Here is a 13,471-nt window from a genome sequence, read left to right on the forward strand (position 1 = left end):
AGAATCACATTTTGCTGATAGCCTAATAGTGGCAACTCTGTGTTACAGCAATAAATCAACGGTGATATGGTTGAGCTGAATATCCTAATACCTAAAACACTGGGAATTTTCCCAGCATTAGTCTAAAAGGTTGTAGAACAATTATATAGCTTGAAGAAAATACAATCAAATCTCAAGGATATTAGCCAGGAACGGACTTATTTATAGGCAAAAATTTTGTCTATAAATTTTTAATTAGTCGTATTTTGAAGGTTTTGTTTAGGCATTATTGTAGAATACAAGAATTTTAGGCAGTACCATACTAATGGTACTAGCCCCCTAGGAGAACATAATATAGTTGATATTTCAAAATATAAAACAACTGCAATATGGTCAAGTAAGCAATTTAATAACTAGATCAAGATGTACCATGTATTATTCATCTAGTATACCCTTACTTGTATTCTGCTTGAGTATAGATATAAAATTATTCGATTTCAATTAGTTAAATATTGAATAATACCTAGTAGTCTGATTTTCCCAGACCATTATCCAAAAGGAAGCAAGGACATCTGTCTACTTTTTAGTATTTATATATTTATTTCTATGTTAATTTAGGCCATAAATTTTTATGGCCTAAATTATATATGTTTTCTTAATTGTCTGCAGTCCATAATTAAAAGGTACTCAACCATAATTGGTTCCAATCATTCAGAAATCAAATTAAATTCTCATTTGATAAGCCTCTATATATATAAATTAACTATAATAAACCAGTATCCAAAAGATAAAAACAACTATAATTAAGAAAAATAGAATGTTAACAACCTATCAAATCAGGTTTTAAGAAAGTAAATACTAATGAATATCAGTATAAAAACTTGGTAATAATTCAAGATAGTAAATTAGTCAGATAATTATAAAGAAATATGAAAGAATTCTGATATTCAGTATTTTTTAATTAGTAATAGTAACACCATTTTTAATGGTTATATAAATAGATAATATTTAAATGAAAATATAACCTTCATGAGATTAGTATTATTTATCTTATATTAAGTAATAGATTATTAATCTCATCAGTAGAATTATCTGCTGTATTAAAAACCAAGATGCTTAATACTTATTAATTAACTATTTGGTCAATCTAATGGAGCCCAATATGCATATAATATATCTTTAGTAAGAACCATATTTTTTCTGCTTACACCATAATTTAAACTTCTAAATATAATTCCATGGAGAATCTATGGCGACAAGCTAATTGATAGTTATAGCTACTATTATAGGAATAAACTTTTCCATAAAGGCATTAAAACAACGATAATACCATGGGAAAATTTCAGGAATTACGTAACCCACTTATCAAAAAAAATGTTAAAAAATACACATATCTACTTGACTAAATGCCAACGGTAATTATATTTACACCCAAAAGTAAATCCCCATAATAAAACCTCATCAAGAATAAAGTTATTAAACCTATCCGGCTTCAAAAAATAGAATGACAGTTTCTAGTGTAAATTTAGTTATAATCCCAACACAAAATCACTTCTTACTTATTATGTATTTGTGATCAAATTCGTATGGTATTACTATTAGGTGGATTTCCATAACCAAAAAGACTTATACTGACTATTATATCCTGAGACTTCAAAAATTTTACTCTCGTAGTGTAAGCTTTAGCTACTATTATTCCCACACGTCAGTTTATCTACGCACAAACACTGAAATTATCTTACGGGTTCTGTATATAAATGAATATTTTATGTATAATCCCCATATCAAGATCAAGATTTTTGATAATTAAACAATAAAGAAAGCTAATAAAGAGATAGGAGGCATACTGAAATTTGAGTAAGCATGAAAATAATAGCAGCTCATTTAAGGTATGAATGATAAGACTATGATTAGTGAAATACCTAAAGGCCGTAATGCTTTTATCATTATCCACGGGATTGGCGAACAAAAACCATTCGACACTATGGATTACTTTGGACGTAACTGGATTAAGTTTTTTGAAAAAAGTAACATAAATGTCAAGCTGGAACATATATTAGTTGAACATGAGAAACGCAGCCCTTCACATATAACTGACTGTGTCAGAATTAGTCCATGTGATGCAAGTAAAAATTGGCAAGTTGATGTGTATGAATATCACTGGGCACATCAAACAAATAATGAGATTTCTATCTCTGAAGTGCTTAAGTGGTTAGAGAGAACTTTAATGGGGACGATTAACTTCTACAGCCAGCCACAAAATCAAAGGCTAACAGCAAAGATTTCAGGAGAGCAACGACGTAAACAAATATTTAAATATCATCTGCGAATAATAACTATATTTATACGCGCATTTAAACCCATATATCCATTACTACGTTTGGTGCTATGGCTAATTTTATCTTTATCTAGTCCATTTCTTTCTGGTCGTTTTTTACAGTGTTCTTGGAAACTAAGTAAACAACTATTACTTCCTGCTCTAGTCGACCATATTGGTGATATTGCAGTATATTCTACAATAGATACTAACTCAGCACAGTATAAGGTTCGCCAGCGAATTATCAAAGGGTGTTTAAAATTACTTAAATCTATTATTCAAGATAAACAAGCCAGCTATGACAAAGTGGTACTAGTAGGGCATTCACTAGGGAGTTGTATTGCATATGACACCCTAAACCTTTTAAATATAGAAATTAATTTGCCTTCAACACAATATCAGGAATTGCCAGTAAATAAAATTGTTGGATTAGTTACTTTTGGCTCACCGTTAGATAAAGTTGCCTTTTTCCATCAAGAATCCCAGAAAAGTGATAAACAGTACATAAGAACTGCCATTATTCAACATCTCACATCCTTCCGAATAAACCCCCAGACAATATCTAAACCCAGATATTTAACAGATAATCCAATCAAAAATAAGCTGGAAAACTTGCGCTGGGTCAATTATTATCACCATAACGATCCTATTGGTGGTCGCTTAGACTATTATCAAAATTTATATAATGTATTAATGAAATATAAAGCTCCATGGGGAAATAAGGCTCATCAGGGTTATTGGGTAGACTTCAGCTTTTATGAACATATTGCCAAGTGTTTCTTATATTCTTCCAGAGAAGATGAATATTCTTATATTAATAAGCAGACTTAGAGAGAAACAGGCTAATCCTAAAAAAGAGACCTAAATCGCTCTTATGATATATAGCTCTGTATAAGTAAGGGTTGATGGTGATACATGTCATATGCATTAATTGCAATAGCTGCTAATTTGCAAGCAATTAAATTCTTAGATTACCATATTACCATAATAATGAAATCTATATGATAAAACCTGTATATATGGTTTTTCCTTATAAATATGTTATTCCCTTTCAATTGATGATATTGATAAGCAAAGGCTTGAGTATTATCAATACTTAAGTTAAGTGAATAGTAAAATTTACAATCAGTTGATGACTCTATAAATATGAGAATTTGGTAGAATATTTTTACTTCTGGTTAAATAATACTTAATGAATAGATTTTGACCCATTCCTTAGGTCTTATGTAAAAGACTAAATAGATGAATTCGAGTTACTAGAAAGATTGTAATAAAATGGAAGAGGGACGTCTAGAATATTCTAAACGTCCCTCAACTAGTTAGGATTAGTCGAAGTAAAGCATCAATTAAAAAAAATAAGAATATTAGAAGCGAATTTGAGACAGTCAAATATTTCTTAAATGAATCTCTCAACTTTGTAATTATTCAAGATTACTGGCAATTAACCGGATAAAAACAATTCAATTTGACAGTTTTTTGTATACTAATCTCAAGAAAATCTTCACGAAAACTAGTAAAAACCTTGTGACATAAACTCAGACTTATGTCACAAGGTTTTTAGGATGGTTCAATTTACTATTAAATCTTCTAAATCCTGATGAAAAACATAAAAAAGATCAGGTATTTCTTCAGCTTTTCCAGTATTCTATGCTTTCTAATATCTGAGTTTCAAGCCCTAATTACTGTTAAGTAAGCTCTTTTAATTCCTATAATTCATTGCACAAACTGACAATAATTTTTGGTACTTGGGTCTTTTGAAAAGTCTTAGATTTGCTTACAGCTCATTATAATATATTTGTTCTTTTTAACTTCCAATATTCAATTGTCTTTCTAGTCTGCGAGCAACTAGGGACATGAAGTAACAAAAAAGCCAATAAACCAAACCAATAAATAAATAAACTTCTGCATACTGTCCAAGAAACTGAGGTTGAGCAAGTATGGAACGGGCAATTCTAGTGAGTTCTGCCAAACCAACAAGAGATAATAGACAAGTATCTTTGAACAATCCAATAAATTGACCAACAATGGCAGGAATAACAGTTCTTAAAGCTTGAGGAAGAATAATAAATCCAACAATCAAGGGTGCTTTTAAACCAAGAGCCTTAGCAGCTTCTGCTTGTCCCTTAGGGACAGCTTGTAATCCGCCACGAATATTTTCTGCCATGTAAGCTGAACTAAACAATACCAGGCCTATGATTGCCCTCATAACTCTGTCTAAACGCCATTCTAGAGGTAGGAATAGGGTCAACATAAATTGTGCAAGGAACAAAATACCAATTAAGGGTAATCCTCGGACAATTTCAATATATGAAGTACAAAACCAGCGCCATATAGGTAAAGTACTAGTTCGTCCCAGTGCTAATAAAATTCCTATAGGGAAGGAAAGAACTATACTTGCTATTGCCATAAGAACCGTAAGTAGCAGCCCATTCCATAGGTCACTTCCAATTGGTTGCAGATAGAATTCTCCTCCAATTAACCACATAATAATTGGAAAAGATATCAACCATAACCAAAAGAGCCAGGGAGCAATTATGGGAGTGAATTTTCTCCCTAGCCACATACCCACAAAAGATAAACTATTAATTCCTAATAACCAGAGACGAGAGTTTATATCAAGGGGAGTAATCACCAAAATAATACTGGTAATTAAAACTATAATTACCGGATTGGTTCTAGCTCTTTCTTTGGCAGTGAATACACCCCAGTTAATTCCAATTAATACGCTAACGATTGCAAAAGCATTCCAAAGCCGCCAATACTGACTGCGAATATATCTACCTACTAAAAATAAATGTAGGTTTGCCTGAACAACTTCCCACTTTGCTTGATTGAATATCCAATCACATAGACCTTTACTGATCCCAACAATTATTACTAGGCATAGAATTGTGAACAGGGTGTTATACCAATTACTGAAGAGATTCTTACGCAACCATAATAATTTTGAATTTTGGAGTACAGATTCTAAATTTGCCATATTTGTTAGATTGATTTAGAAAACAAGAGAGAACAGAAAAACCATGACTGGATGGAGATAATGCTAAATGATAAGTGGGGATTGGAGTAAGAGTTACTGAATGATAGTGAGAACTAGATTGGTTTAATGAGACAGTTTTTGAGGCTCTGTATAATAACCTTCAGTAATATCTACGAACAACAATTATGTTCTATCCAACCCAATATGTCTTTAGAAGACAACTTAAATTTTAGTTAAACAATTCCCAACATAAATTATTGTGGACTCCTTACCCAATCAAATTTTGGATTATATTTGGTTTAACAGGACTTTTCTCTGATGCAGACGGTATTTAGCCAGTCTGAGGACTGGATGCATAGACTAAAAGAAACTTTAGAATGTGCTTTGAGTAATTAAGGTGGTATTAACGTAAAAGGAGTAGAACAAATAGTATGGTTTTTGAAACATGACTCAGAGTTTAAGTTTTAATCATATAAACCTATTTGTTTGTGAAGTATGTTTTATATGCACATCACATAAAATTCTTCCTTGTTCGGCAGCAGTCATAATAAGTACTTATTGAGATTGTACAATTTAAACTTAAGCTTCAAGCTATTTACCAACAATCCTATGAGGTTGACTTATTATTACTTACCTATGATTCTTTAATCCGTACATTGCGGTTAAAGATGTTCATGAACAGGGAGATAGTTAGGCTAATACTTAAATAAGTGAGCATAATCAATAACATTACCTCTACTGCCCTACCTGTTTGATTAAAAGTAGTGGAAGCAACAAAGTAAATATCTGGATAACCAATTGCTATTCCCAAACTGGAGTTCTTGGTTAAATTTAAATACTGGCTAGTTAGTGGGGGAATAATTACCCGTAGTGCTTGGGGAAAAATTACAAGACGCAGGGTGGATAGTGTGTTTAAACCCAAAGATGTCGAAGCTTCCCATTGTCCTTTCGGTATAGATTGGATACCCCCTCGAACAATTTCAGCAATAAAAGACCCTGTGTAAAAAGTGAGTCCTAGTAGCAGGGCTGAAAACTCCGGAGCCATTGTAAACCAGGGAAACTCTATCCCCCCTTGACTAACATAAATCAGGTTGCCAAGAGAAAGCTTATTTTCTGTATTGGGTAAACTCAGAAATACAGCAGAATACCAAAATAACAATTGCAGTAGGAGGGGTGTATTGCGAAATGTCTCCACGTAAACCCAGGATAAGTTTCTTACCAACCAGTTATCAGATAATCTTGCTGCTCCTGCACCAATACCTACAATGGTGGAAAGGACAAGACCAGCTATAGCAATTCGCAAGGAATTGATTAAACCAATTATTAGAGCATGACCATAACTATCCGATGGCTGATATGGGATAGGAGTTTCAGCAATATCAAAGGAAGCCTGATGCTGGAGAAAGCCGAAACCAAACTCAATACCAAGTTGTTGTAGATTACGCGTCAGATTACTCGCAAAAACTGCAATTACGACTCCTACTACAAATACTAATATCAATTGGCTAGCAATGCGCCAAAATCTTTCACTTTGCCATGGATAGGATTGGGGATTAGGAATTTTGTTAGTCATGGGATCGTCATAGAAAAGGAATGATGGAAGAAAAAAGAGTCTATCATTGGGTATGTAGTCAATAAATTAGAACAAATGGACTAGTGCCTACATCCCATGATCTATTGCTGATTGGAAATTGATTGAATGAATGAATTCACTTTCTATTTTTTGTATAGCATCCTATTCGTTTTTCATATAGCATCCTATTCGTTTTTTGATTACAGCAACTCAAATATTTTTCCAGTTTCAATATGGAAAAATTCCGTATGTTTCTAAACCCTCGCCATGTGACACAACTTGCAAATTATTTTGAATTGTCGCTGTACAATTCATTCCTATACCTGTTATGAATAATGGCACGACGGAAATGGACAAAAACCTTTGTTGTTCCCATCGTGCATCAAAGGCAATAGACAAATAAACGAGTAATGTCTTGATTTAACTCATCTGGATTTTTAATTATGAGAGTTAAAAAACTGCCAGTTTTAACAACCGACTCAGGCTAATATTATAAGATTGCTAGTATTATCCTAACTCAATAGTAGGGATTACTTTTAAATTTTCCCTCTTCAACTCCTTACTCTATTAATCTTTAACCTATCTAAATGGTGGAGCATACAAAAGTCCACCTTTCATCCATTGTCGGTTATAACTACGGGGGAGGTTTAATTCTGTTTTTAGCCCAAGATTACGATCATAAATCTCGCCATAATTACCAACATGCTTAATAACTCTGACGACAAAATCATTGGATAAACCCATACCTTCACCAAGGTTACTTCCATTGCCTAACAGCCGATTAATTTCTGGATTATCACTATTTATTTTCTGCATCACATTTTGGGAAGTAATTCCTAGCTCTTCAGCCTTAATTAGGGCATAGATAACCCATTTTAAGGCATCAGCCCATTTTGCATCACCGTCAGCTACGGCAGGTGCAAGGGGTTCTTGAGAAAGGGATTCACCAAGGATAATATGATTTTCTCGTTCTGGCAAAGTAGTACGCCGGGAAATTAACTGAGATTTATCGGAAGTAATAGCACTACAACGCCCTTGTTGATAGGTTGCGAAAGCAGTATTGATATCTTCAAAAACCACTGGCTTATAATTAATTCCCAGTAGTTTCATTTTATCAGCTAGATTTTGCTCATTGGTTGTCCCTGTTTGAGTACAAATTGCTTTGCCATTTAAATCTTTTAAAGACTTTACTTTGCTACGTTTACTTACCATTATTCCCTGCCCATCATAGAAAACAATAGGACCAAAAGCCATCCCGACGGAGGTATCCCGGCTAATAGTTAAAGTGGTATTACGGCTAAGAAGATCGACTTCCCCAGTTTGTACAGCAGTGAAACGTTCCTTGGCATTAAGGTTGCGATAATCTACAGCATCTGGTTTATCGAATAAAGCAGCAGCCATAGCACGACATACATCTACATCAAGTCCTCTATAGCGACCATCAGTATCAACAAAGCTAAATCCAGGTATTTCCCCACTAACACCACAAATAACTCTTCCTCGGTTTTTGATACGGTTTACAAGACTATTGTTTTTCCCCGGCGTGACTGTATTACTACTACAAGCAATTAAGCTAATAGTTAAGACTGTGATTACTGACGATAATGCAGACTTAAACATGAACATAGGTGAAAATTTTCTGTTACTAAACTAAATTAATCGGAGTTGAGGCTGAAACTCCAGGGTTTAAAGAAACTTACTTGAAGTTATTTAAGGCTTAAAAACAAGGCAAAAAGGGCTGTAGAAGATCTGGGATATTTAGAGAATACTTGATTCTGTATATTTTCTTGAGTTTGATCAGCTCAGCACTTAGAGTGTGTTTAGGAGTTGACAATGTTCAAGAAATTATACTAGTAGTTTTACCCCATGGGCAAAACCTACTACCTCTCGTTTAATAGCAAAATATGGAAAATTGCGTTTACAACTGACCACATACTGACCATATATCAACTTCATGCTTGCACCAACTAGGTTGAAATTCAGTACTTAAATCATTAGATCAACTCACAATTACGCATATGTTCGGTTCGCTGAGGTAAGTTTCACTCATTCTAATCACAAGTACAATGTTTATCATAATTTATTAACTGCATATACTGAGGATAAATTTTTCCTTAGGAGAAATTTCTCATACCAAACCTGACTTTTTTTAACTTCCCCCAAACCAAACTATCCAATAAATTTCCTGATCTCAAAACTACTTTGCAAAAACAAACCGTCTTAACAGAACGTCATAGCACTAATATGGAGACGTTCTCAAAGTATTAGACCATATATTTAAACACCCAATGATTTACTGATGTGATCAAATAGTACTGAGTAATTGCATATTTCATGAAAATTATAGTTTCAGGTCTAGTACTCCAACAATCTTGAATTGAATACTTAATCCATTACAACTATTGCCATGTAATAGATACAACTTAGACTATACTTAAATTAAGTATCTATGGAAATTAGGGATAATCTTCACAAGATATACCTTGTTCAGGGTATTACCTATGAACAATTATACGGAACAGTTTAAATTAGGTATGGTAAGACCTACTCCATAATACCTAAATAAGATTTTAATAAGATTCAATTTACATATAGATTGCTAAATATTTAGGTAACCTGGGTTGAGACTATCACCTGAATGAAGAAGCTAAATTCACTGCTGGCCTTAGCGCTTAGTACTTGGAGTATATCTTTTATAGTTGTATAAATAGGATAGAAATGGTCAGGTTTTCTGTTTATTTACTATTCAAGTATTAGCATTAGTAACAGGCTTTCCAGGTAGGATAGCCATCCTAAAAATAAATGTTGACGATATTGTAGTGGGAGTATGGACTCTTTGATAGTGAGATATTTATCAATATTGAGTTCCCCTAGGATAATCCTTGCCCCTGCTAAATAAGTTCAATCTTTGTTTCAGTAATCTAATTGAAATTTCCATACCATAGCTGTGGGGATTTATGCTGAAAGATAAAGAAGCAAAGAATCTATTCCTAGGATAGGGGTTTTTACTTTAGTAATCATTACAATGTATCTCTATGCAACGTTCTTTAATGCACATTTGCATTCAGTATTCAAATGATCACAACATCCTTAATACTATTCCCGCTATTAATCCATTCAAAATTATTCTATAAAACAATATTTCATTGTAGCTAGACTAAGAGGAACATGTAGCAATAGACAATTACATATCCCAGCTTCTACAAAGTTTTACTTATTATTAATTACGAAAAAAATACTTAATTAGATTTCATGGTAATAGATATTAATATTATAAAATAATTCTTTATATTTTACGGAGCAGCGACTAATACAAATTTACTTGTAGCTTCCTATTAGGGGCTTATATTAAGTATTAAATCATTAATTTATAATTCAGCTATTATATGTTCACTACATATCTTTTAATGAACCGATAACATCTTTTTAAACCCTACTAAAAGTTTATTTTTTTGGCTTGTGTGATAGTCTTTATCATTATATTGTGAATTGACATTGTAAAATATTTTATTCAATATCAAACAATAGATTATTTGTGGTAGCTTCTGTGAAAAGTACCAAAATATTAGTCTCAATTTTATTTGTCTGTTTCTATTTAGCAGTTACCTGGGTTTGATGCTAGATCCCAGTGACTTTTCATACATCCAATAGACATAATATAAAGATATTGCATCTGTGTATTTTAGACTTAAAAAAAGGCTACTCATTAGAAAAAATGACTTATTCAGATATCAATTATTAAAAGTAAATTATGAAGGAATTAAGCCTTAGGAAATATAATTTTTATGTTAAGAGGCTAGATATAATTAGGAAATTAGCAACAGTAATTCTCATTTGCTAGGAATAATAATGTTAAGGTAAGAGTTTAAAATATCTGTTTGATAGTACCAATCTGATATCCGATAATTTAAGTCAAGTAGGCAATTATCTAAAACCCTAGGTTCAATTTAAGGCTTAGCTATTACCCACTACCTACTACCTATTACTACCAAAAAATTTAGCAGCTGACATCGTATTAAAGGAAAATAAATCTCTAATTTGAGGACCAGGGTCGGCTCAAAATCGGTGATAAATATGCAGTCAAAGCTCCAATTAAAAATCCAGATACATTACGAACTAAAGGTAACCATTCAGAAGTCCGGGTTATAACTGGTCCAATGCCAAAAGCCACAAATAAAATACCCCATAGCGGTGAAAAAATTAAAGCCCATTGCCAAGCTATAACTTGTTTCTCTTCACGAGGTTGAGCTGCAAAACCACAAATTAATCCACCAATTACAGAAGTAATTAGTGTTAGAATCCACTGTTCTTTAGGTAATCCAGGAACTACATTACAACCCCCTTGTTTTAAGCAACTCTTAACTGTACTAATTGCTTCTAATATAGCTTCATCTTCCCCTCTTTCCCTAACAAAATAAAGATTACCGAAGCGAGTTTGCAGTTCAATCCAAAATGTTCGGGGTAAAAGTTGATAGACTGCATCTCCAACGCTAAAGCTAAGAATATTCCCACCACGAGTATCAGCAACTAACATTACACTTCTATCATCTAAGCCCCAGAAATTAATTACTGCCCTACCAGGAGTACGGTCATATTGTGTTAATATCCTAAGTTTCCAGCCTGTATCAGTTTCAAATTGTTCTAATTCGTTAACTAACTTACTTTCTTGCAAATCAGTTAGAGATTTAGCTAAATCAACAACTGGTGTAGGCTGGCCTGGCAGAAGATCTGGATTATTATAGGCATAACCAGGAAGGGGGTAGACAATCCACGTGGATATTATCAAACAAAACCCTGAGAATACTGCCAGGAGTCTTCGCCAAAAAAAATACTGCATGAGTGTTTCTATAAATTTATTAACAGCAAATATTAACAAAGCATTTTTAAAGAATTATAAACAATTTTTTACACTTGTTTACTTTACTCTAATCTTTTCCTTTGTGGCAAAATACTTTACTCTTCACAGACAAAATTTCTCTGATAAATACTCTTGAATCCTAAACTTAAGTCCTGTTAATCTGTACTATATGAATATTATTCACATATGAAATATTATTTTTAGTTCCTCAAATTTCAGATTTCTTAAGGATTATATATATAAGAAAATCATATTTCTCATAGGGAATGTTAACTTTCACTTCTCGTTTCCCCATCTGGATGATAGGAAGGACCTTTTACAGAATGAAATGAACTGAGACGAATCTCTGAAGCCTTGTTGCTTGATTGTGATCTTTTAAAGGTTTGCCACGCTGCTTTTATCCCCACAATTAGACTACGGGTATTAGTACTAATATTTTGTGCTTGTCTCCTGGCATTATTAAGACTGTGATCTACCTGTTTAGCTACCTTCGTTGCACTTTTTACTCCTTCACTAACATCATCACTTAATTCCGTAATTTCTAAGCCAGTCAGACGAATCGATTCTAGGGTTGGAGGTAATTCCCTAGAAAGGGTATCAAATAATTTCTCCGCGCTACGTGCTGCCCGTGATAAATCTTGTAAAGCGGGTATAGCTACCGTTAAAACGGCAGTTAAACTAATGGCAACTAGGAGAATGGACAGCCCCAGCCAAAACAAGGGTTCATTCACAGATGTATTCTCGTTTAATTTTTTATACTTTGGGTATAATCTCTTGTAGCCTAATGTTTGCTTCATAGCTAGCAATAATGCCAGAAGCGATTGCCTTCTTGTAGTCTCTCCCAAGTATCATCACAATTTGAAAGCAACCGATGAGAAATCTTGTGAGCTTTGATATTCATAATTGTGGACAAATATTCTGCAATATTAGGGATAGAACACACAGATTTTTGCAGAAGTGCACGGTTGCTACTGCCTTTACGGGGAGGAAATAATAATCCTGTTAATGCACCAATAGCTGTTCCTATCAAAAATCCACTAATAAAAACTCCAGAACATTTGTTAGACATTTTAGCTTTACCTCCTTAAACCCATTTTATAGACTAATTGTGTCTTGGGTTTTTCAGAAGATTCTACCTGTTTTTTCTCAGTGATGATAGATAGCTTCCAAAAAAGCTACTATTTATTTAATTTTATGAAAAAACAACGTTGGTATATTTTACGTAACGATATGATCACACGGGCTATTTGTTGCAAATTTTGAATTTGCAAGGCTAGTAATTTTTTCCGGACCTTGTAAAGAGAAAGATTTTTTTGGCTGAAGTTTATTTTTTCTGGTACTTTATCAAGTAAGTAACTAATCTGAAAATCAATAAAAATCAACCTACTCGTAATTTTAGGTAAGCGTAGTTTCCACTGCCACAGTGGAACAGCTGCACAAATTAGCATTAATGCAATGCTTATATTAATTATAATGACTATTATCACCATAAATTAACTTCTTAAGAAGGTTAAAAGCTAACACGAGCAAACTACACCTAGCAATAGTAACACTGATATATATTTGTGATCGTAAAATATGGTTTTTACACATTATCTTGATAAGAAGGCAGAGGTGGGAATGAAATCACTTGCAGTAAAAAGCTTACTTGAAAAAGACAAGGTATTGAAGTCTAAATGTTTAGTTCTTTAGTAGTTTTTGCTTATTAAGGTAATCGAGGACTATCTTATGTAAGTATTTTCGGCTATAGCATTAGCTAGAGGC

General features: G+C 33.2%; 9 protein-coding genes. 1 reads left to right on the plus strand and 8 read right to left on the minus strand.

Annotated features, from left to right (window positions below):
* The first annotated feature begins 1,870 nt into the window (after nt 1-1,870).
* Complete coding sequence (locus RINTHH_RS05630) at nt 1,871-3,127, plus strand: alpha/beta hydrolase family protein (RefSeq protein ID WP_008233977.1); 1,257 nt, start codon at nt 1,871-1,873, stop codon at nt 3,125-3,127.
* Between the two features lie 973 nt (nt 3,128-4,100).
* Here the strand turns inward: RINTHH_RS05630 and RINTHH_RS05635 are convergent.
* The 8 genes from RINTHH_RS05635 to RINTHH_RS05665 all read right to left on the minus strand — a co-directional run bounded on the left by RINTHH_RS05635 (nt 4,101) and on the right by RINTHH_RS05665 (nt 13,197).
* Nucleotides 4,101-5,276, minus strand: a complete 1,176-nt coding sequence (locus RINTHH_RS05635; RefSeq protein WP_008233978.1) for an amino acid ABC transporter permease — start codon at nt 5,274-5,276, stop codon at nt 4,101-4,103.
* Nucleotides 5,277-5,910: 634 nt separating this feature from the next.
* On the minus strand, nt 5,911-6,849 hold the full coding sequence (locus tag RINTHH_RS05640; protein WP_008233979.1) for an amino acid ABC transporter permease: 939 nt from the start codon (nt 6,847-6,849) through the stop codon (nt 5,911-5,913).
* A 228-nt stretch (nt 6,850-7,077) separates the two neighbouring features.
* Nucleotides 7,078-7,248, minus strand: a complete 171-nt coding sequence (locus RINTHH_RS10745; RefSeq protein ID WP_155943913.1) for a hypothetical protein — start codon at nt 7,246-7,248, stop codon at nt 7,078-7,080.
* 180 nt (nt 7,249-7,428) lie between these two features.
* Nucleotides 7,429-8,475 (minus strand): amino acid ABC transporter substrate-binding protein, encoded by a 1,047-nt coding sequence (locus RINTHH_RS05645; RefSeq protein WP_008233980.1) that lies wholly within the window; start codon nt 8,473-8,475, stop codon nt 7,429-7,431.
* Nucleotides 8,476-10,882: 2,407 nt separating this feature from the next.
* Nucleotides 10,883-11,686: a TPM domain-containing protein gene (locus RINTHH_RS05650; RefSeq protein WP_008233981.1), complete on the minus strand. Its 804-nt coding sequence runs from the start codon at nt 11,684-11,686 to the stop codon at nt 10,883-10,885.
* 290 nt (nt 11,687-11,976) lie between these two features.
* A complete protein-coding gene (locus tag RINTHH_RS05655; RefSeq protein WP_044304719.1) occupies nt 11,977-12,438 on the minus strand; it encodes a hypothetical protein in 462 nt (153 codons plus the stop codon).
* 68 nt (nt 12,439-12,506) lie between these two features.
* A complete protein-coding gene (locus RINTHH_RS05660) occupies nt 12,507-12,776 on the minus strand; it encodes a YtxH domain-containing protein (protein WP_155943914.1) in 270 nt (89 codons plus the stop codon).
* Nucleotides 12,777-12,885: 109 nt separating this feature from the next.
* The gene (locus tag RINTHH_RS05665; RefSeq protein WP_044304721.1) at nt 12,886-13,197 is read right to left on the minus strand and encodes a hypothetical protein; all 312 of its coding nucleotides are present in this window, start codon (nt 13,195-13,197) and stop codon (nt 12,886-12,888) included.
* Nucleotides 13,198-13,471: the final 274 nt, after the last annotated feature.

The sequence above is a fragment of the Richelia intracellularis HH01 genome (genome assembly GCF_000350105.1).
Classification (GTDB): domain Bacteria; phylum Cyanobacteriota; class Cyanobacteriia; order Cyanobacteriales; family Nostocaceae; genus Richelia; species Richelia intracellularis.